The following is a 19,295-nucleotide window of genomic DNA, read 5'->3' as shown; positions in this document are numbered from 1 at the left end:
AAACCAAAGGTTGCCCATTAGCACGCTTATCCGCAGAAAAATCCACCCTAGACTTGAGCCTTGTCCTCACCTCCTACAAGGAACGGTTCAATGAAAATCCTCTTGATCGGCGCCAACGGCACTATCGGCTCGGCGGTAGCCAAAGAACTTGAGCAGCGTCATGAAGTGCTGCGCATTGGTCGCAGCAGCGGCGATTATCAGGTCGATATCAGCGACAGCGCCTCGATTCGCCGCTTGTTCGAGCAAACCGGGCGTTTCGATGCGCTGGTTTGCGCAGCGGGGAATGTCACCTTTGCCCCATTGGACGAGATGACCGAAGCGCATTTTGCCTTGGGCCTGAACGATAAACTCATGGGCCAGGTCAACCTACTGCTGATCGGTCGTGAGTTCATTAACGACGGTGGCTCGTTCACCTTCACCACCGGTGTCACCAGCCATGACCCTATTCGCAGCGGTGCTTCGGCCAGCCTGGTCAACGGTGCCATCGACGCCTTCGTCAAAGCGGCGGCCATCGAGCTGCCGCGCGGCCTGCGGGTCAATTCGATCAGCCCGAACGTACTGGTCGAAGCAATGCCAGCCTACGCCCCGTACTTTCGCGGTTTCAAACCGGTACCGGCGGCCGAGGTGGCACTGGCCTATGCCAAGAGTGTCGAGGGCCTGCAGACCGGGCAAACCTATCATGTCGGCTGAGGCCTTGTGATCGGCGCCCAGCCTGAGTAACGTGGCGGCACCTTTCGGTAGAGACCCTGGAGTTTGCTCGATGCGTGCCGCCCCTTCGTTATTGCTTGTCGCCCTGCTGCCGCTGTTTGCCGGCTGCCAGATGCTGGCCGAAAAACCGCAGTCGCCCACGGCCGGCATGACCCGCATGCAAGGTGAGCTGAGCGCCAAGGGTGGCCAGCTGCTGTTCAAACCCTGCAGCGAAAGCCGCCACTTTGCCATTGCCGATAGCGGCAACACCGGCCTGCTGCAGGAAGCCTCGGCACTGGCCAGTGAACCCGGCACCTTGTTTGCCGATGTCAGCGGCAACCTTTCCACCAGCCAGAACGCCGGCAACGATGGACAGCTGAATGTGCAGCGGTTGTATCGGGTAGAGCACTCCAACAGTGCCTGCAGCGACCCCAACTTCAAGCGCCTGACCCTGCGCGCGCACGGCAATGAGCCGGACTGGGACCTCAAAGCCAGTGGCAAGGGCATGGTCCTGACCCGCCCGGGCGTGCCAGAGCTGGCTGTGCCGTTCCTGGAAGAGCAATTGCCAGACGGGCGTTACAACCTCAGCACTGAAGCCAATGGCCAGCGCGTAGACCTCTGGGTTGCCCCACAACGCTGTGTCGACAGCATGAGCGGTGCGGTCAGCCACTTGAGTGCCGAATTGCGCGTTGATGGCAAAACCATGCGCGGTTGCGCCTATTACGGTGGCTCGCGCAGCGACTGATCATCGGCGCCTGCGTTTATCCTGCCTGCAAAGGCGGTGAACAGCTTATACTTGGCGGTTTGTGTAAAGCCGCCGGCCGTTCATGGCCGGGATACTGGACCCTGCCATGTTACGAATCACCGAACTGAAGCTGCCGCTGGATCATCCTGATGAAGCCCTGCGCGAGGCCATCGTGCAACGCCTGGGGATCAGCGACGAGCAGTTGCTGGACTTCACCCTGTTCAAGCGCAGCTATGATGCCCGCAAGAAGAACAGCGAAATGCTGTTCATCTACACCATCGACCTGAACGCCAGCAACGAAGCCGAGCTGTTGCGCAGGTTCGCCGACGACCACAACGTCAACGTCGCCCCGGATGTCAGCTACAAAGTGGTTGGCCAGGCGCCTGCCGACCTGCAGGAGCGTCCGATTGTCGTTGGTTTCGGCCCCTGCGGGATTTTCGCCGGCCTGCTGCTGGCGCAAATGGGCTTCAAGCCAATCATCCTCGAGCGAGGCAAGGAAGTACGCCAACGCACCAAGGATACCTGGGGCCTGTGGCGCAAAAGCGTGCTCAACCCAGAGTCGAACGTGCAGTTCGGTGAAGGCGGTGCCGGGACCTTCTCCGACGGCAAACTCTACAGCCAGATCAAAGACCCGCACCATCATGGCCGCAAAGTACTGCACGAGTTCGTCAAAGCAGGCGCGCCAGAAGAAATTCTGTATGTCAGCAAGCCGCACATCGGTACCTTCCGCCTGACCGGCATGGTCGAAAACATGCGCCACGAGATCCACGCGCTGGGTGGCGAAGTACGCTTCGAAGAGAAAGTGACTGACCTGTTGATGGAAGACGGTCAACTCAATGGCGTGGTACTGGCCAGCGGCGAACAGCTGCTTTCCCGCCATGTGGTACTGGCACTGGGTCACAGCGCCCGTGACACCTTCCGCATGCTGCACGCCCGTGGCGTGTTCATGGAAGCCAAACCCTTCTCGATCGGTTTCCGGATCGAGCACCCGCAGTCGCTTATCGACCAGGCCCGCCTGGGCAAATACGCCGGCCACCCTAAACTGGGCGCGGCCGACTACAAACTGGTGCACCACGCCAAGAACGGCCGTTCGGTGTACAGCTTCTGCATGTGCCCAGGCGGTACTGTCGTTGCGGCCACCAGCGAGCCAGGCCGGGTCGTCACCAACGGCATGAGCCAGTATTCGCGGAACGAGCGTAATGCCAACTCCGGTATCGTTGTGGGTATTACTCCGGAGCAGGATTACCCGGGCGGCCCGCTGGCCGGTATCGAGTTGCAGGAGCAACTGGAAGCCCACGCCTATGTACTGGGCGGCAGCAACTACCAGGCGCCAGCCCAGTTGGTGGGCGACTTTGTCGCCGGTCGGCCGTCCACCGCGCTGGGCAGTGTCGAGCCGTCGTACAAGCCGGGCGTCAACCTTGGCGACCTGGCTCCGAGCCTGCCTGACTTTGCCATCGAGGCGATTCGCGAGGCCTTGCCGGCCTTCGATCGTCAGATCAAGGGCTACAACCTGCATGACGCCGTGTTGACCGGGATCGAGACGCGTACATCCTCACCGCTGCGTATCACCCGTGATGCCAGCATGCAGAGTCTGAACCTCAAGGGTCTGTTCCCGGCGGGCGAAGGTGCCGGTTATGCCGGTGGTATCCTCTCGGCTGGCGTTGACGGCATTCGGATTGCCGAAGCAGTGGCGCGCAGCATGTTGGGTATCTAAGCCTGATCGCTTTCGCGGGGCAAGCCCGCTCCCACCAGACCTTTCCGGTGGGAGCGGGCTTGCCCCGCGATGGCCTTCAAATCCCCGCCCGCAAAACCGCTTCTGGCAACGCCTGTCCCTGCTCCACACAGGCGCGTACCGCCGAAATCAACGCTGCCAACTCATACCCCTGCCCCGCCAGCCAATCCTGATCGTAATACGTGGTCGCATAGCGATCGCCGCCATCGCAGAGAATGGCCACAATCGACCCGGCCTCTCCTGCTGCCTTCATCTGTTGCGCAGCCATCAGCGCACCAATCAGGTTGGTACCACTCGAACCGCCCACCCGCCGTCCTAATCGCTCAGCCAGGTAATGCATTGCCGCCAGCGACAGTGCATCGGGCACTTTGACCATGGCGTCGATGACCTGCGGCAGAAATGACGCTTCAACACGCGGTCGACCAATGCCTTCGATTCCAGACCCGCAGTCCAGCGACAACGAGCGGTCACCACTGGTGTAGCTGTCGAAAAACACCGAGCGCTCGGCATCTGCACACAGCACCCGCGTTACATGCTGGCGATAGCGCACATAGCGTCCGAGGGTCGCAGTGGTCCCCCCTGTACCCGGGCTGGAAATCAACCAGGCCGGTTCCGGGTGCCGCTCAAAACGCATCTGGGTAAAGATCGATTCGGCAATGTTGTTATTGGCTCGCCAGTCGGTTGCGCGCTCGGCGTAGGTGAACTGGTCCATGAAATGACCGCCGGTTTCACGCGCCAGGCGCTCGGATTCCGCATACAGCTGGGTCGGATCGTCCACCAGGTGACTCTGGCCGCCATAGAACGCAATCTGCGCGATCTTTTCCTGTGAGGTGCTGGCAGGCACCACAGCAATGAACGGCAGGCCAAGCAAGCGTGCGAAGTAAGCTTCAGAGATTGCCGTCGAGCCACTGGACGCCTCGATCACTGGCGCGCCGGGCTGCAGCCAGCCATTACACAAGGCATACAGGAACAGCGAGCGGGCCAGGCGGTGCTTCAAGCTTCCGGTGGGGTGGCTGGATTCATCCTTGAAATACAGCTCGACCTCAGGAAAGCCCGGCAACGGTAGCGGAATCAGGTGCGTATCGGCACTGCGTTGGAAGTCGGCCTCGATGATGCGAATAGCTTCACGTGCCCACTGACGGTGATCGTTCATGGTCCAGTCCCGAAAAAGATCGATGTACAAGTGATCATGTTAAGAAAGTCCCTACATCATCAACAGGTACAGCCAGGCAAAATGTTTCCGGCCAACTGCTAGGCTGCCCTCGACGGGTTAGTCACAGCTTATAACAAAAAAGAATATAGTTTTTGTTTGAAAGCATATCCTCACAGGGTAGGGTGTGCCCCTATCAGAACCCTCAGGATGGAGAGCGCCCTTGCTGCGTAGCACTTTCACTCGTTTCTTTCAGTTGGAAGCTGCCAGCGGTCTATTGCTGATTGCTGCAGCCGCCCTGGCCCTGATCATCAACAACTCGCCGTTGTCGTACTTGTACAACGGCTTGCTGGATGTGCCTGTGGTCGCCCAGATCGGCGCCCTGAAAATCGCCAAGCCCTTGCTGCTGTGGATCAACGACGGCCTGATGGCCCTGTTCTTTCTGTTGATCGGCCTTGAGGTCAAGCGCGAAATCATCGATGGCCATTTGTCCAAGCCGTCGCAGATCGTCCTCCCAGGCGCTGCAGCGATTGGCGGTATGGTGGTTCCGGCGCTGATCTACTGGTTCCTGAACAAGGACAACCCTGCCGCGATTGCCGGCTGGGCCATTCCCATGGCCACCGACATCGCCTTTGCCCTGGGCGTGCTGGCACTGCTGGGCAAGCGTGTACCGGTGTCGCTCAAACTGTTTTTGATGACCCTGGCGATTATCGATGACCTGGGCGCAATCATTGTCATCGCGCTGTTTTACTCGGGTGAACTGTCGAGCCTGTCGCTGATGCTGGCTGCTGCCTGCCTGTTGGCCCTGATCGCCATGAACCGCCTCGGCGTGGTCAAACTCGGCCCCTACATGGTGGTTGGCCTGATCCTCTGGGTTTGCGTACTCAAGAGCGGCGTCCACGCGACCCTCGCCGGGGTCACCCTGGCCCTGTGCATCCCCTTGCGCACCCGCAATGCCGAGCCGTCGCCACTGCTCACGCTTGAGCATGCCCTGCATCCCTGGGTGGCCTACGGCATTCTGCCCTTGTTCGCGTTTGCCAATGCCGGGGTATCGCTGGCAGGCGTAACCCTGGAAAGCTTCACCCACTACGTGCCGATGGGCATTGCCGTTGGCCTGCTGCTGGGCAAGACCGTGGGGGTATTCGGCTTGACCTGGTTGGCGGTCAAACTTGGCATGGCGGCCCTGCCAAGTGGCGCCAACTGGGGTCAGGTATTGGGTGTGGCGATCCTCTGCGGTATCGGCTTCACCATGAGCCTGTTCGTCGGTTCGCTGGCCTTTGTTCCGGGCAGCAGTGAGTACGCCGGCATGGACCGCATGGGCATTCTCACCGGTTCCATTCTTGCTGCGCTGATCGGTTACAGCGTGACCGCACTGGCCAGCCGCAAGGCCCCGGTTGCCTGACGCCTGTAGGAGCGGGCTTGCCCCGCGATAGCGGCGGTACTGACACTGCAATCGCGGGGCAAGCCCGCTCCCACACAAAAAAACCCCGACCGGCACTGCCGAGTCGGGGTTTTTATTGTTACTTAGGTATCAGTGAGAAACGCGGCTGGTACCGTCAACGGTCATGATACGAACACGCTCGCCCACACGGAAAATCTCGTTTTCCTGGACTGCCTGAACATAGGCACGCATGCTGCCGTCATCTTCACGCACGGTGATTTCAACGCCTTGGGTACGGGTCAGACCTTCTTCAGCGGCAGAACCCGCCAGGCCACCGGCCACGGCACCAATGACCGCAGCAACGATGCTGCCACGACCACCACCGATGGCACTACCGGCTACACCACCGACAACAGCACCAGCGCCACCACCGATAGGGGTCTTGGTACCTTCGATTTTCACCGGACGCAGCGCTTCGATGGTACCCATGCGCACGGTTTGTACACGGCGAGCTTCGTCACGCGAGTAGGAGTCACCCGTCAGGCTGGACGCACAGCCGGTGAGCAGCAGCGACAGGGTGGTAAAGCAGGCAACCAGCAAAACAGATTTACGCATAGGATGATCTCCAAAAGTCAGGTGTTTATTAGACTCCGCACATTGACGCCTGTCACGGCTGAGGCGGAGTAAAATTGATTCCATTCAGCTTCCATACAGCCTGTGTCATCGATGCAGCCTGAAAACGTTTAGCGCAAGGATAGACATGGATTACTTCATCGTCGTCATTACGACTGTGGCGGGTTTGTATTTTCACTGGTGGTTGTACGTACGCATCCGCCGCTGGATGGACCGCGACCTGGCGCTTTCAATGGCCGGTGCGGACGAAGGCAAGAAGGCTTACATGCTTAAATGTCTGGACAACGCCAGGGCGCAAAAGGTCAAACGTGCCGAGCTGGCGGCCTGGCTGGAACGCGAGGCCGCCGGTTACCGGGCGGGTTAAGGCGCCAGACGTTCGCGCAACCAGGCGCCTTGTTGCAGACGGTAGTTGAGGCGGTCGTGCAAGCGGCTGGCACGCCCTTGCCAGAACTCGATACGCTCTGGCAGCAAACGGTAGCCGCCCCAGTGTTCCGGGCAATGCGGCTGGCTGTCGCTGAAGCGTTGCTCGGTCGCCTTGACCAGACCTTCGAGCTCGGCGCGATCAGCAATCACCTGGCTCTGCGGCGAGGCCCAGGCGCCCAGGCGGCTGCCCAATGGCCGCACCTGGTAATACTCATCCGACTCCTCTGGCGTCACTTTGACCACACGCCCCTCAATGCGCACCTGACGCTCCAGCGCAGGCCAGAAGAACGTCATCGCCGCGAACGGGTTGGCCTGCAGTTGCTGGCCCTTGGCACTGTCGTAGTTGGTGAAGAAGGTAAAACCTTGTTCATCCAGCCCCTTGAGCAACAGGATCCGGCAGTGTGGGCGGCCGTCAGCATCTACCGTTGCCACGGTCATGGCATTGGCTTCGACGGGCGGCTGCTCGGTTTTCACGGCGTCAGCGAACCATTGGCGAAACAACGCGAAAGGCTCCGCCGGGGCCTGGGCTTCGGCCAGGCCATCACGGGTGTAGTCGCGGCGCATATCGGCCAGGGTTTGGGTCATTGCTGCGTTCCTTGACGATTAGTTGGTCTTCGCAGGGCTAGTGTTGGCAGCCACTTTCTTGGCAGCGGGCGCCGGCTTTTTAGCGGCGGGCTTGGCTGCAGGGGCTTTCTTTTTGGCGGTGGTGGCCTTGGCCGGGGTGGCTTTTTTGCTGGCGCTGGCCTTTTTAGCCGGGGCCTTGGCTGCAGGAGCTACCGCTGCCTTGACCGGAGCCTTGGCATCTTGCACCGCAACCAGCTCGGCCGGGCTTGGCGTAGGCTGCTTGTACTTGGCCAGCAAGGCGACCATGGTGTTTTGTGGGGTCAGCACCATCTCTACCCGACGATTGAGCGAACGGCCCTGCAGGCTGTCGTTGGCTGCACGTGGCATTTCCGAGCCCATGCCACGCAGCATCAGGCGATCACGCTCCAGGCCGCTGAGGCGGAAGATCGCTGCGATCGACTGGGCACGCTCCTGGCTGAGCTTCTGGTTACCGGCAGCAGCGCCGCTGGTGTCGGCATGGCCCAGCACCAGCACAGCGGTTTGCTTGTCGGTTTCAATAGCTTTGGCCACACGGGTGATCGGCCCCAAAGTGACCGGCAGCAGCATGGCCGGACGGTCCGGGTTGTAGGAACTGTCGACTGGCACGGTCACGACCAGCACGTCTTCACGGCGCTCAAGCTCGAACTTGCTGTCTTTGATCGCTTCGCGCAAGCGCGGCTCGTAGCTGTCCAGCCAGGCCTGGGTGGCTTTGTGATCGATTTTCGGTACAGCGGCAACCTTTGCCTTGTCGCTGTCACCGAACGGCCACCACCAGCGGCTGTTGCTCTCGGATTTGGCATCGGCCTTGGCGACTTTATCGACAACGACCTCTTTCACTTCCTGGCTGGCAACTTGGTCCGAACCAAAAGGCCACCAGTCAATCCCGCTGTCAGCCGTGCCTTTCTGAGAGTGCTGGGCGCAACCGGTCATGGCCAGGCACAGGGCGATAGCTAAGGTTTTGTGTGAAGACATCTGAGATACACCATGAAAATGAAAGAAAAACGGCCCAATAGCGCAAGGCTTGGAATTCAGGATAGCCAAAGGGTTCAGGCTATACGGCGGTTAACCGATCAAAGGCAACTTGCCAAGACCCTCACCAGTTTCTGCGCACGCGGGTCCATCAACACATAAGGGCCCAGGGTATTGGTGACAAAACCAAAGGCGACATCGTACTCCGGATCGGCGAAACCAACAGACCCTCCGGCGCCGGGGTGACCAAAGGCTTTGCCGCCCAGACCAAAGGTGGCATTGGCCACGCTCGGTTGATCCAGCATGCAGCCCAGGCCAAAGCGGGTTTGGGTCAATAGGGTTTTGTCTTCGCCCAGGCTGTGCTCGCGTGTCAGCTCATCGAGCAGTTCGGACTCCAGCAGGCTGCCGTCGAGCAGACCGGCATAAAACCCGGCCAGGCTACGGGCATTGCCATGACCGTTGGCCGCGGGCTGCTGCATCCGCCGCCATTCAGGTTTGTTGGTGCTGGTGAGCATACCTGGGGGGTTGGTGAACGCGCGCGAAGACAACGCCTGCGGTTCGTGCATCGTAACCTGCACCAGCCGCTGAGCGGCGGCATCACCCATATTGCCCTTGCCACGGGCGACATGGGCAACCCGCGGGAAGTCCTCGTCGGCCAGGCCGATGTGGAAGTCCAGGCCCAGCGGGCGTGCTGTACGGGCAACGATCGATTCGCCCGGGCTGCGGCCGTCGGCACGCCGGATCAGCTCGCCAATCAGCCAGCCGTAGGTGATCGCCGCATAGCCATGGGCGGTGCCCGGTGTCCACCAAGGTGCCTCGGCGGCCAGGGCCTGCACCATGGTTTGCCAGTCGTACAAGGCTGCCGGTGGCAGTTGCTCACGCAGCGCAGGTACACCCGCCCGATGACTGAGCAACTGGCGCAGGGTAATGGCTTGTTTATCCGCCTGGGCGAACTCCGGCCAGTAACGCGCTACCGGAACATCGAGGTCGAGCTTGCCCTCGCCTACCAGTTGCAAAGCCGTCACGGCGGTGAACATCTTGGTGCAGGAGAACAGGTTGGCGATGGTATCGCTGTGCCAGGCTTCGGCGCCGTCTTTGTCGGCGGTACCGGACCAGAGGTCAACGACGGTCTCGCCACCCACCTGAATGCACAGCGCCGCACCACGTTCCTGATGGTCGTCGAACAACGCTGCAAAGGCTTCACGCACGGCTTCGAACTTAAGCTCGTAATGACCCTGAATCTGCACCCGGCCGCTCCTCACGCACACTGCTGTCGAAAATGGCGTGCATTGTTTCAGCCTGCGAGGCTTTTGGGAACAGACATCAGTCAGGGGCTGGTTCAGCGGCCCGCCGCGCTTACTGCACCGCGGGCTGCCAGGCCATTGTTAGCGGGCTTTGCCAACCTGATCAGCGGCCGGGGCCTTGCCAATCTGCTCCTGCGCTTGCAGGTTGCTTTTACGCACACTGCCGACAAAGCCCTGGAACGGCACATCAGTGATGCCTACCAAGCCGAAGTGACCGTTCTCGCCATCGAGCAAACGCCCGCTGGCAGGCTGGTCGAGGTACTGGAACCAGTGCACGCCGACAATCGACGGTTCAGCCAGCGCCGCCTTGACGAAAGCGGCATAGGCCGGACCGCGCCCTTCTTCCTTGGCCACTTCCATCGGCCCGGGCCAGAACGGCCCGCGGTCGCGCGACCCGAACTGGAATTCCGATACCAGCACTGGCTTGTCCAAGGCATTGAGCTGAGCGAAGTCGTAGCCGTCCTGGGGTTTGGGGGTGTAGAAGTTGAAACTCAGGACATCACAGAACTCGGCACAGGCCGCCACTGCTTCCGGTGTGCTGACCGCGTAACGGCCACCCAGCAGCAAGTGATTGGGTGCATGCCACTTGAGCGAATCGGCAATGGTTTTGAAATAAGTGTCGGCGAAGACTTTCTGGAAGTGCTTGAAGTCGGCCTCGATTTCAGGGTATTCCGCGCTCGGCAGTGGCGGCTCAAAGCCTGGGTCTTCCATCAGCTCCCAGGCGCTCAGCTCGATACCCCAGGCCTTGGACAGGCCTGCCTGGTTACGGTATTTGTCGCGCAATTGCTTGAGAAAGGCCCGTTTAGCCGGTACGTCGGTGGTCAGGCGCAGGGTGCCGTAGGCCAGGGCGTAACGCGCCTTGGGATCATCGCCCGGGGCGGCCCAGGCCAGCTCATTGTCAGCGAAGTAGCCAATCAGCCACGGGTCGTCTCGGTGGTCACGGGCTGCGATAGCCACAGCCCGCTCGGTGGCCATGGCAAAACGCGGGTCGAACGGATCGGGCATCCGCCCCCACCAGTCCATCCCGGTACTGATGCTGGTGTAATCGCCAACAATCGACAGTGGCAAGGTGTAAGGCATGCGGTCAGCCTGCCCCAGTGCAGGTTCGCTCCAATTGCCCAGGGTATTGAAACCCCAGGCCTGCAGGCGATCGAGGGTGTGCCCTTGCCAACGCTGCAGGTCTAGCGCCGGGGCTGGGCATTCCACTGCCGCCGCAGTGCCGGTTGCAGCAGTCGGCGTGCAGGGTTTGCCATAGCTGCGCTCAAGGTTGGCCGCGTAGAAGTCAAACCAGCGGCCTTGATTGAAATTGCGCCCGCTGGACGAGCCGTTACCGTCGTTGTTGTTACCCTCGCCATAGAACTGCGCCAACGGCTCGCCTGCTTGCGGCAACGCCGTGAACATGGCTTCACGCCCGGCAACGTAGGTGCGCCCACCATCAACAGCCACCGTGTTGACGCCCAACGAGTAGAACGGATGGCCTTCAGGGGTAACCAGGTACCAGCGCCCGTCGCGCTTCTCGGTACGGAAGAAGCCCTTGGCCTCGAAACTCGGCCCGCTGGTGACACCACCAAAGCGATCGCGAGGCAATTGGCTGCGCTCGGCCAGCCAGCCCTTGAGTTGCTGCTGCTCACGGCTTGCGGCGGCCTTGAGCTGGTCATCGCTGACAATTTTCTCCGGCCAGCGGCCTCGCGTGGATTGGCCATAGGCATCGATCAAGCCGGTATACACGGCCTTTTGCACCTGGTCGTCATCCTGGATGCCGACACGTTCAATCAACAGGCTCTGGGCGACATTGGGCTTGTTCATCGACAAGGTCACCGACACCACTTGCTTCAAATCCACCGCACCACTGCTGCTGGTCAGCAGCCAGCGCTGCCCCTCATGCACCCAGGGCATCGGCGGGCCGGCACGCATGCCCTGGCTCAGCGGCGAGTTGGCGGTCAGCGGCACCAGCACCGTTTGCGCAGGCCCGGCGGGCAGGTCGATACGGCTGGTGAGGGTTTTGCCGTCGCTGCTCACTACCGTGACGTCCACGGTTAGCGGCCAATCCATCGCACTTTGCAAACGCAGCGTCATGGCCGTTGCTGTCGACCAGTCCCACGCACCACTTTGTGGGCTCAAACGCAGGCTGGGGCGCTGCACCGGATTGAACACCACACGCCGCAACACTTCGCCCTCGGCCGTCTGCTCTGCATTGTATTGCGGCAGGCTGGCGTCTTCGGTTACCACGTTGACCACGGCGGCCGGGCGCACGAAGCTGAACAGCGTCTGTTGTCCGGCCAGCAGCGGTGTGCTGAACAACAGTGCGAAGACAGCAGGCAAGGTACGGCGAATCATAGGGCTGGAACTCTCCTTGAGGGCCCTTGCGGGCCTTGAACTCAGACATAGACAACGCCCCGGCGCATAGATCCCCGGGGCTCAGGAAATTTCCCGGCGAAACGGCGGCAGCGCATTGAGAATAGCTTTGCCATAGCGCTGGGTGACCACACGTCGATCCAGCAAGGTGATGGTGCCGCGGTCTTCTTCAGTGCGCAGCAGGCGACCGCAGGCCTGGATCAGGCGTAACGAGGCGTCTGGCACGGCGATTTCCATGAACGGGTTACCGCCGCGGGCTTCGATCCACTCGGCCAGTGCCGCTTCGACCGGGTCATCGGGGACGGCGAAGGGGATCTTGGCGATCACCACATGCTCACAGTAGGCCCCTGGCAAGTCGACTCCTTCGGCAAAGCTGGCCAGGCCGAACAAGACGCTGGAATCGCCACCATCGACGCGGGCCTTGTGCTTGTTGAGGGTTTCCTGCTTGGACAGGTTGCCCTGGATGAACACCTGCTTGCGCCAGTCGCGATCCAGGCCGTCGAACACGTCCTGCATCTGCTTGCGCGAAGAGAACAGCACCAGCGAGCCACGCGAACCTTCCACCAGCTCGGGCAGGTCGCGAATGATGGCCGCCGTGTGCGCGACCGCATCGCGGGGATCGGCACGCAAATCCGGCACCCGCAACACTCCGGCATCGACATGATGGAAAGGGCTGGGCACGACAGCGGTGACAGCATCTTTGGGCAAGCCGGCACGCATGCGGAAACGATCGAACTTACCCAGGGCAGTCAAGGTTGCCGAGGTGACCAGCGCACCGTGGGCCACATTCCACAAGTTGCGCCGTAGCATTTCGGCCGCAAGGATCGGGCTGGCATTAACCTCGATGTCGAACAGCGCACCGCTTTCAGCCAGGGTCAGCCAGCGGGCCATGGGCGGGCTGTCTTCAGGGTCTTCGGTGGTGAACGCAGTCCACAGCTCCCAGTTGCCCTGGGCACGCATCAACAGGCTACCGAACAGCGGGTACCACTCTTCGGCCTGATGGCTGGCAATACCGATGTTCACCTCGGCATCCATACCTTCCTTGAGCAGGTCAGTCAGGCGAGTGAACAAGTCGGTCAGGCGTGAGAAACCTTTTTTCAGCTCGATGCCCATCTCGCGCATGTGCTCAGGTACCACGCCGCCCTCGAAGCGATGGCGCGGCCGTTCGCGGCCTTCCATGTCTTCGCCGGGGCGAAAATCTGCCACCTGTTCGCAGGCACTGAACATGAATTGCTGCTGCGCCTTGATTTCGCGCGCCAGTTCCGGCACCTGCTCGATCAGCTTGCCCAAGTCACCCGGCAAGGGGTGCTGGGCCAGCAATTTGGTCAGGTTCTTGGCGGTTTGCTCAAGCCAGTCGGCGGTGGAGCGCAGGCGGGTGTAATGCGCAAAATGGCCGATGGCCTTGTCGGGCAGGTGGTGGCCTTCGTCGAACACGTAAATCGTGTCGCGAGGGTCCGGCAGCACCGCTCCACCGCCCAGGGCCAGGTCAGCCAGGACCATGTCGTGGTTGGTGACAATCACATCGACCTTGCCCATGCCCTCACGGGCCTTATAGAACGTGCACTGGCCAAAATTGGGGCAATGACGGCCGGTGCACTGGCTATGATCGGTGGTCAGGCGCGCCCAGTCCTGGTCTTCCAGGGCTTGGGGCCAGCTGTCGCGGTCACCGTCCCAACGGTTACCGGCGAGCTTTTCGATCATGCTGGTGTAAAGCTTCTGGCTGGCCTCATCGACTTCGATCTTGAAGCCTTCTTCTTCGAACAGCTGGGCAGTGGCCGATTGTGCATGGCCCTCCTGCAGCAGCAGGTCGAGCTTGGAGAGGCACAAATAACGGCCACGGCCCTTGGCCAGGGCGAAGCTGAAGTTCAGGCCACTGTTGCGCATCAGGTCGGGCAGGTCTTTGAAGACGATCTGTTCCTGCAGGGCCACCGTGGCGGTGGCGATCACCAGGCGCTTGCCCGCAGCCTTGGCGGCTGGAATCGAGGCCAGGCTGTAGGCAACGGTTTTACCCGTACCGGTACCGGCCTCGACCGCTACCACCGCAGGGTCACCGGCACGGCGGCCTTCATCGTCGCAGGCGATATCGCCGAGTACTTTGGCGACTTCGGCGATCATCAGGCGCTGGCCATAGCGAGGCTTGAGGCTCTTGGCTTCGAGAAAACGCGAATAGGCGCCCTGAATGGTGGTTTTGAGTTCGTTGCTGATCATGGTGTCGGGGCGCCCGGAGGGCTGGATAAATTTTCAGTGTTTCGATCGGGCCGCTATCATACCCCGCTATTGCCCTTTGCGCCGAATGGAGATCCCGATGACCGCCTTTGCCCTTCCTTATAGCCTGCACGTTCTGGCCGCCCTGGTGTGGGTCGGCGGGATGTTCTTCGCCTGGCTGATCCTGCGGCCTGCGGCGGTTGCAGCGCTTGCCGGACCTGAACGCCTGCGTCTGTGGGTAGAAGTGTTTCAGCGTTTTTTTGTGTGGGTCTGGGTGGCCATCGCCGTCCTGGCGATCAGCGGCGTGGGCATGCTGCACCTGCGTTTTGGCGGCCTCGACGCAGCGCCACGCTATGTGCAAGTGATGATCGGCGGTGGTATTGCCATGATCGCGCTGTTTATTCGTGTGCGGTCATTGCTGCTGCCGGAATTGCGCAAGGCGGTAGAAGCACAAGACTGGCCGACAGGCGCTGCGGTGCTGGGCAAGATTCGCCGTCTGGTGGGCATTAACCTGCTGCTGGGTATTGCCGTGGTGCTGGTAGCAACTACCCGCCTGCTGACCTGACGCGGGTAGGAGCGGGCTTGCCCCGCGAAGCGATGTGACAGATACACCGCAATCGCGGGGCAAGCCCGCTCCCACAGGTCACCTGCGTTTAGAGGCGTTGCAGGATCAGTTCGCCTGTGGCCCCGGCCAAGCCTGGCTGCCCGTCTACCCCAGGCTTTCCGGGCGCCCCCGCAGCAGTGCGGTAGACCAGGCAGCCTTTGCTCGCCCCGCCCGCACCCGCCTTGCCAGCAGCACCAGCAACACCTGGCGCGCCACCATCAAGCTGGACCTTGATCCGCTCAACCGGGAAGCCGGCCGGCAGCGCCAGACGCACCCGCCCACCCGCAGCACCATCATGCCCGTCACCGCCATTGTCACCATTGGCGCCGCGACTCGCCTGACCCCAGGTGCAACCACCGGCCTTGCCGTTGCCACCATCAAGCCCGACGTACCCCGGTGCCCCCGCTCCGCCCCGGGCATCGATGGCCAGCAGCGGCGCCTGCAGGGCATGCACCTGCACATCAAGGTTGCGCCCGGCTTTAGCCGCGCGCTCATAGGTCCCCGGTGCACCACGCGCTGCGATCTGGCTACCTTCAGCCAGTTGCGCCCGCGTTACTTCGATACGCAGCGTGCCGTCTGCCGGAGCGATGGCAATCCGTGCTTCCTGACCAAGCTGCAACTCGTCGACCTTCAACTCGACCAGACTGGCCGGCAACAACAAGGTGGCGGCATCGGCAACCTGCAGGCGCTGCAAGTGCACGACGCTGGATTTGTTCGGCAAGCGCAACACCGAGTGAGGGGCAACACTGATCGACTCAGCCAGTGCCAAAGGGCTGAACAATGCAGCCAACAAGACCAACTTACGCATGACGAGCCTCCTGACGTGGCGCCGGAATCGAAAGCACATGAAAGATACCGACCAGCAGGATTTGCAAGCGGTCAAACCAACGATGGCTACGCTCGCGCAAACAGCCATTGAAAAACAGCACTTCAAGCAGGTGCAAGCCCAGCAGTGTGGCGCCAGCAATGCTGATCAATCGATTGAAGGGAAATTCCTGGGGAATCAGCAGATTCACCAGCACCACCCACCAGAACACTACGGTCAAGGCTTTGCCCAGCCCCAGTAAGCCCTTCATACGCCCCCCTGCTGTTATTGTTGTAGGCGATGCCCAATCACGCCGGCATCGCCGTCAACAGTAACGGTTGGCACGATCGTACACCAGCACCCTGATCAATTGAGGTGCAGCTCTACCCTGCGGTTCTGTGCACGCCCACTCTCGGTGTCATTGTCGGCAATCGGATCACGCTCGCCACGGCCCTGACTGGTCACCTTCGACGGCGCCAGGCCCTGGCTGATCAGGTACTCGGCAACACTACTGGCGCGCCGCTCGGAAAGCGTCTGGTTATAGGCATCGGTGCCCTGGCTGTCGGTAAAGCCGATCACTTTGACGCTGGCCACACTGGGCGCATTGAGCTTGCTCATCAACGCTTGCAGTTGGCTGTGGGCGCTGCTGGTCAGCTCGGCCGAGTCAAAAGCGAACATCACCGAGCCCTGATCATTAAGCGTAATGACTTCTGGCTCAACTGCGGCCTTCTCGGTGACCGGTGTGTTGGCGGGGGTGTCCGGGCAACGATCGCGGCGATCGAAAACGCCATCTTCGTCCTCGTCACCATCCTGGGCGTAACAGATCAAACCGCCAGCAATGGCGCCGGCGGCACCGGCACCGGCAGCCCAGGCAGAACTTTCAATCGCCCCCAAACCGCCGCCGACCAAACCGCCGAGCAGGCTGCAAATTGGCCAGGTCCTTTGATTGAGTGGTGCGCTGCCATCACTGTGGGTGGCGCAACCGGAGAGCAGGCTTGCAGTCACCAGCACTGGCACTGCGGCCTTGGAGAAAACACTCATGGGCATTGCTCCTGTGTCACCGGCATAACCACCGGTCACACAGGAGTAAAGACCGGCCTGCAGCACTTCTCAAGCGGCAGGCCGGCAGCGCATCAACGCTGGATACGAATCTCCACACGACGGTTCATTGCCCGACCTTCGGCCGTCGCGTTGTCGGCCTCCGGCCGCGACTCACCGGCGCCCTCTACCGAAACGAAACTGGCTCTCGGTACCCCACTCTCAACCAGGTAATCGGTAACGGACTGGGCACGTTGCTCCGAGAGTTTCTGGTTATAGGCATCGCGACCGACACTGTCGGTATGCCCGGTCACACTCAGCCTGGCGGTAGGTGCTTCATTTTTCAGGCGCGTCGCGATGGTGTTCAGGCGCTCCTTGTCGGCAGGCGTCAGCCTGGCGGAGTCAAATTCGAAGTGCACATCGCGGATGACGATGACCTCTTCCTTGACCACCACCACTTCTTCGACCACAGGTTCCGGTGGGCAGCCGTTGGCATCTACCTGAACGCCACGCGGGGTACCCGGGCACTTGTCACGGCTGTCCGGTACGCCGTCACCATCTTCGTCGCCATCGCCATGGGCCCAGCAATAGCCTGCTGCCAGGCCACCGCCCAGCAACGCGCCCCACCCGGCCCAACTCGAACTTTCAATCGCGCCCAACGCTGCGCCGCCTACACCCCCGACGGCAGCACACATCGGCCAGTCGGTTTTTTGCAAACCTGCGCAACCAGTCAACACACTGGTTAGCAGAACCAAAGGTATTGCTGTGCGTACTATGCTCATTTTGTTGCATCTCCTAGGGGGAATCGGTTCTAAACCGATGCTCTGGGAGTAAAGACCGCGCAAACCGACTCCGCCAGCAATAAGCCATGATGCGGCTGTCAGCCACTATGCCTGACGGCCCGAGACCGTTAGTCTTGACGTATCTGACCGAGGATTCCCGATGATTGACGGATTTTCCCCACGAACGCCCCAACAGGCCCTCGCGGCCCTGCTGGAGCGCCATGCACCGCAACGTCTGCTATTAGTAGGTACACGTTTTCCTGCGCTGGAAGCCTTTGCCCAGGCACATCCGCAGGTTGAAATTGCCCAGGCCGAACCTGGCGCGTTGCCCGAACCATTGGCGGCTCAGCGCTTTGACCTGGCCTTGCTGGTTGACTGCCTGGAGCATTTGCCCAAGCGCAAAGGCCTGGAGTTACTCGGTGGTATTCGCAACCTCAATGCCAGCCGCGTTGCAGTGTTGGCTGACCTGAGTGCCTGCGGCTGGCAAGACACCGACTTTTTCGCCCTGGCCCTGCAGGCTAACGAAAAGTTTCAGCGTGACGACCAGGTGTTGAGCCTGTTCACCTATGATCTACGGGAATACAAGCAGGTCCCGGACTGGCTGAACGCCAAGTTCTGGGCCAATCCGCAAAATTTTGGCAAGTACTGGTGGTGAAACAATGAGTGTTTCGGTTTGTCCCTGCGGCAGCGGCAACCTGCTCCCGGCCTGTTGCGGGCATTATCACGCCGGGCATCCGGCCCCCGACGCACAAACCCTGATGCGTTCGCGTTACAGCGCTTACGTGCTGGGGCTGATCGACTACCTGGTGGACACCACCCTGCCCGCGCAACAGGCCGGCCTTGACCGCGCTGCTATTGCCGCCTGGAGCTCGCAAAGCACCTGGCTGGGCCTGGAAGTGGAAAGCGCCGAAGTGTTCGGCGGCCAGCCGGAACACGCATTCGTCACTTTTACTGCACGCTGGCACGACCTTGACGGTGAGCACAGCCACCGTGAGCGCTCGGCCTTTGTGCAGAATGCCGGTCGCTGGTATTTCATCGACCCGACCGTAGGCCTCAAAGCAGGACGCAACGACGCCTGTCCCTGTGCCAGTGGACAAAAATTCAAGAAGTGCTGCGCCAGTTACCTAGGGAGCTGACCTCTATGACCCGCCTGTTGCTGTTCAGCTTCCTGATAATGCAACTGACGGGTTGCGCAAGTTGGTTTGACAGTGACTACCGCGACCCGGAGGTGCGCCTGGTCAAGGTCGAGGCGGTGAAGATGCGCCTGCTCGAACAGGAATTCGTCCTGCATGTACGCGTCGACAACCCCAACGACAGCCGTTTATTCATCCGCTACCTCAGCTACGCCGTGCACCTGAACGACCTGCTGCTGGCCAAGGGCGAGACCAGCTTGTGGCGCAGCGTTGGCGGGCACGCCCAGCGCACCTTCAAGATTCCGATCCGCACCAACCTCTGGCAACAGGTCAAACCCTTGGCAAAAATGCTGAAAAACACCGAGGGTCCGTTGCGCTATCGCCTCGACGGCGAACTCAACAGCGGATTAATCTTCGCCCGCGACCTGCACTTGTCGCGCAGTGGTGAGATAATTCCCGGCGATCTTTTACCGGAGTAACCCGCAATGACCCAACAACCTCATGTTCACGGCCCTGACTGCAACCACGGTCACGATCACCACGACCACGATCACGGCCATGTGCATGGCCCGCACTGCAACCACGGCCACCAGGAGCCGGTGCGTAATGCCCTGAAAGATGTCGGCCGCAACGATCCGTGCCCGTGCGGCAGCAGCAAGAAGTTCAAGAAGTGCCACGGGGCCTGATAGTGGCCTTTGAACAGCCCTGAAAATAAAGGCTGTGCCCCGCTTGCATGGCGTGGTCGG

General features: G+C 61.0%; 21 protein-coding genes. 10 read left to right on the top strand and 11 right to left on the bottom strand.

From position 1 onward, the window contains the following. Positions 1-90 precede the first annotated feature (90 nt). The 3 genes from ACP6KB_RS06340 (at position 91) to ACP6KB_RS06330 (ending at position 3,146) form a co-directional block, all read left to right on the top strand. Positions 91-690 (top strand): short chain dehydrogenase, encoded by a 600-nt coding sequence (locus tag ACP6KB_RS06340; protein ID WP_442112593.1) that lies wholly within the window; start codon positions 91-93, stop codon positions 688-690. 70 nt (positions 691-760) lie between these two features. Next, a complete protein-coding gene (locus ACP6KB_RS06335) occupies positions 761-1,432 on the top strand; it encodes a COG3650 family protein (RefSeq protein WP_442112591.1) in 672 nt (223 codons plus the stop codon). Between the two features lie 106 nt (positions 1,433-1,538). Further along, positions 1,539-3,146, top strand: a complete 1,608-nt coding sequence (locus tag ACP6KB_RS06330) for an NAD(P)/FAD-dependent oxidoreductase (RefSeq protein ID WP_442112589.1) — start codon at positions 1,539-1,541, stop codon at positions 3,144-3,146. A 76-nt stretch (positions 3,147-3,222) separates the two neighbouring features. Here the strand turns inward: ACP6KB_RS06330 and ACP6KB_RS06325 are convergent, their stop codons facing one another. Beyond that, positions 3,223-4,317 (bottom strand): PLP-dependent cysteine synthase family protein, encoded by a 1,095-nt coding sequence (locus ACP6KB_RS06325; protein WP_442112587.1) that lies wholly within the window; start codon positions 4,315-4,317, stop codon positions 3,223-3,225. 220 nt (positions 4,318-4,537) lie between these two features. Here ACP6KB_RS06325 and nhaA point away from each other — a divergent pair, with 220 nt between their 5' ends. After that, complete coding sequence (gene nhaA, locus ACP6KB_RS06320) at positions 4,538-5,716, top strand: Na+/H+ antiporter NhaA (RefSeq protein WP_442112585.1); 1,179 nt, start codon at positions 4,538-4,540, stop codon at positions 5,714-5,716. A gap of 129 nt (positions 5,717-5,845) precedes the next feature. On the opposite strand, the gene ACP6KB_RS06315 is transcribed toward nhaA, so the two are convergent. Beyond that, entirely contained in the window at positions 5,846-6,310 is a 465-nt protein-coding gene (locus tag ACP6KB_RS06315) for a glycine zipper 2TM domain-containing protein (protein WP_442112583.1), read from the bottom strand. 145 nt (positions 6,311-6,455) lie between these two features. Here ACP6KB_RS06315 and ACP6KB_RS06310 point away from each other — a divergent pair, with 145 nt between their 5' ends. Continuing rightward, on the top strand, positions 6,456-6,692 hold the full coding sequence (locus ACP6KB_RS06310) for a hypothetical protein (RefSeq protein WP_442112581.1): 237 nt from the start codon (positions 6,456-6,458) through the stop codon (positions 6,690-6,692). Here the strand turns inward: ACP6KB_RS06310 and pdxH are convergent. The 5 genes from pdxH to dinG all read right to left on the bottom strand — a co-directional run bounded on the left by pdxH (position 6,689) and on the right by dinG (position 14,190). Continuing rightward, positions 6,689-7,336, bottom strand: coding sequence for a pyridoxamine 5'-phosphate oxidase (pdxH, locus tag ACP6KB_RS06305; protein ID WP_442112579.1), 648 nt, complete (start codon positions 7,334-7,336; stop codon positions 6,689-6,691). The two genes, ACP6KB_RS06310 and pdxH, sit on opposite strands and share 4 nt — an antisense overlap. Positions 7,337-7,354: 18 nt before the next feature. Next, complete coding sequence (locus tag ACP6KB_RS06300; protein WP_442112577.1) at positions 7,355-8,326, bottom strand: OmpA family protein; 972 nt, start codon at positions 8,324-8,326, stop codon at positions 7,355-7,357. Positions 8,327-8,424: 98 nt separating this feature from the next. Next, positions 8,425-9,570 carry a serine hydrolase domain-containing protein gene (locus ACP6KB_RS06295; protein ID WP_442112575.1) on the bottom strand — a complete coding sequence of 382 codons (1,146 nt, stop codon included), beginning with the start codon at positions 9,568-9,570 and terminating at the stop codon, positions 8,425-8,427. Between the two features lie 138 nt (positions 9,571-9,708). Further along, entirely contained in the window at positions 9,709-11,964 is a 2,256-nt protein-coding gene (locus ACP6KB_RS06290; RefSeq protein ID WP_442112573.1) for a beta-galactosidase, read from the bottom strand. An 81-nt stretch (positions 11,965-12,045) separates the two neighbouring features. Further along, complete coding sequence (dinG, locus tag ACP6KB_RS06285) at positions 12,046-14,190, bottom strand: ATP-dependent DNA helicase DinG (RefSeq protein WP_442112571.1); 2,145 nt, start codon at positions 14,188-14,190, stop codon at positions 12,046-12,048. 97 nt (positions 14,191-14,287) lie between these two features. Here dinG and ACP6KB_RS06280 point away from each other — a divergent pair, with 97 nt between their 5' ends. Next, a complete protein-coding gene (locus ACP6KB_RS06280) occupies positions 14,288-14,752 on the top strand; it encodes a CopD family protein (RefSeq protein ID WP_442112569.1) in 465 nt (154 codons plus the stop codon). A gap of 88 nt (positions 14,753-14,840) precedes the next feature. On the opposite strand, the gene ACP6KB_RS06275 is transcribed toward ACP6KB_RS06280, so the two are convergent. The 4 genes from ACP6KB_RS06275 to ACP6KB_RS06260 all read right to left on the bottom strand — a co-directional run bounded on the left by ACP6KB_RS06275 (position 14,841) and on the right by ACP6KB_RS06260 (position 17,416). Beyond that, positions 14,841-15,599, bottom strand: a complete 759-nt coding sequence (locus ACP6KB_RS06275; RefSeq protein WP_442112567.1) for a collagen-like protein — start codon at positions 15,597-15,599, stop codon at positions 14,841-14,843. After that, positions 15,592-15,867 (bottom strand): DUF1145 domain-containing protein, encoded by a 276-nt coding sequence (locus ACP6KB_RS06270; RefSeq protein ID WP_442112565.1) that lies wholly within the window; start codon positions 15,865-15,867, stop codon positions 15,592-15,594. Before ACP6KB_RS06270 ends, ACP6KB_RS06275 begins: the two co-directional genes overlap by 8 nt. Positions 15,868-15,962: 95 nt before the next feature. Then, positions 15,963-16,637: an OmpA family protein gene (locus tag ACP6KB_RS06265; protein ID WP_442112563.1), complete on the bottom strand. Its 675-nt coding sequence runs from the start codon at positions 16,635-16,637 to the stop codon at positions 15,963-15,965. A 92-nt stretch (positions 16,638-16,729) separates the two neighbouring features. Continuing rightward, positions 16,730-17,416 (bottom strand): OmpA family protein, encoded by a 687-nt coding sequence (locus ACP6KB_RS06260; protein ID WP_442112561.1) that lies wholly within the window; start codon positions 17,414-17,416, stop codon positions 16,730-16,732. Positions 17,417-17,576: 160 nt separating this feature from the next. On the opposite strand from ACP6KB_RS06260, the gene ACP6KB_RS06255 reads away from it, so the two are divergent. From ACP6KB_RS06255 to ACP6KB_RS06240, 4 genes are read left to right on the top strand one after another with little or no spacing between them, the layout of a single operon-like run. Then, positions 17,577-18,071 (top strand): DUF6231 family protein, encoded by a 495-nt coding sequence (locus ACP6KB_RS06255; RefSeq protein WP_442112559.1) that lies wholly within the window; start codon positions 17,577-17,579, stop codon positions 18,069-18,071. Between the two features lie 4 nt (positions 18,072-18,075). Further along, complete coding sequence (locus tag ACP6KB_RS06250) at positions 18,076-18,552, top strand: YchJ family protein (RefSeq protein WP_442112557.1); 477 nt, start codon at positions 18,076-18,078, stop codon at positions 18,550-18,552. Between the two features lie 5 nt (positions 18,553-18,557). Then, on the top strand, positions 18,558-19,028 hold the full coding sequence (locus ACP6KB_RS06245) for an LEA type 2 family protein (protein WP_442112555.1): 471 nt from the start codon (positions 18,558-18,560) through the stop codon (positions 19,026-19,028). Between the two features lie 6 nt (positions 19,029-19,034). Further along, positions 19,035-19,235, top strand: a complete 201-nt coding sequence (locus ACP6KB_RS06240; RefSeq protein WP_133214388.1) for an SEC-C metal-binding domain-containing protein — start codon at positions 19,035-19,037, stop codon at positions 19,233-19,235. Positions 19,236-19,295: the final 60 nt, after the last annotated feature.

The sequence above is a fragment of the Pseudomonas sp. NUPR-001 genome, assembly GCF_052147955.1.
Classification (GTDB): domain Bacteria; phylum Pseudomonadota; class Gammaproteobacteria; order Pseudomonadales; family Pseudomonadaceae; genus Aquipseudomonas.
This window is presented reverse-complemented; position numbering and strand designations above follow the sequence as displayed.